At 55.5% G+C, this 638-nt stretch carries 1 protein-coding gene; it reads right to left on the bottom strand.

The features are described 5' to 3' along the window. Window positions 1–25 precede the first annotated feature (25 nt). The gene (locus E1297_RS46115; protein WP_155150495.1) at window positions 26–448 is read right to left on the bottom strand and encodes a universal stress protein; all 423 of its coding nucleotides are present in this window, start codon (window positions 446–448) and stop codon (window positions 26–28) included. Window positions 449–638: the final 190 nt, after the last annotated feature.

Here is a 638-nt window from a genome sequence, read left to right as displayed (position 1 = left end):
ACCAGGCATCTCATAAACCTCTCTTTTAGCGAGACTGGTCACGAACGACCATGACGGTGCAATGCGCGTTGCGCACGACACGGGCGAGGTTCGGACCAATCTCATAGTTCGGGAAATCGCCTTTGGTCGATGCCATGACGATCAGATCGAAGCCGTCCTTATGGGCGAGCTTCAGGATTTCGCGGTAAACACTGCCTTCTTCTATATGCACCGGCACATCGGAGGCATTGTTCTGATCCAGAATGGCCTGAACCGCCTGGCGCACATGATCTTTGGCGCCTGCGCCATAGTTGGCGGGCAGGTTTGGCAGCTGGATGATCTCGGGGATAACGGACACCACATGCAGCTCGGCGCCGTAAAACTTCGCTTGTTCCAATGCGACCGGCAGGGCTTGCTTCCAGGAACGGTCCTCGGTGTGGTCAATGGGCAAAAGAATCTTGTTGGCCATCACGTCTCTCCTCGAGAAATGGAATTCGGTTTCAGGAAGCCGGGGGGCCAGATCAGTCCCCCGGCAATTTCAATTCCGTCGATTACTCTGCTGCGGTACCGCCCGGCTCTTCGGACTGTCCGTTGCTGGCAAAGAACTCTTTCGTCAGTTTGAAAACGACAGGGCTCAGCAGAACCAGGGCAATCAGGTT

The sequence above is a fragment of the Roseibium sp. RKSG952 genome, assembly GCF_009711355.1.
This window is presented reverse-complemented; position numbering and strand designations above follow the sequence as displayed.

Excerpts from the sequence above, each read along its gene's own strand:
- E1297_RS46115 (WP_155150495.1), bottom strand. The coding sequence starts at position 448 with ATGGCCAACAAGATTCTTTTGCCCATTGACCACACCGAGGACCGTTCC.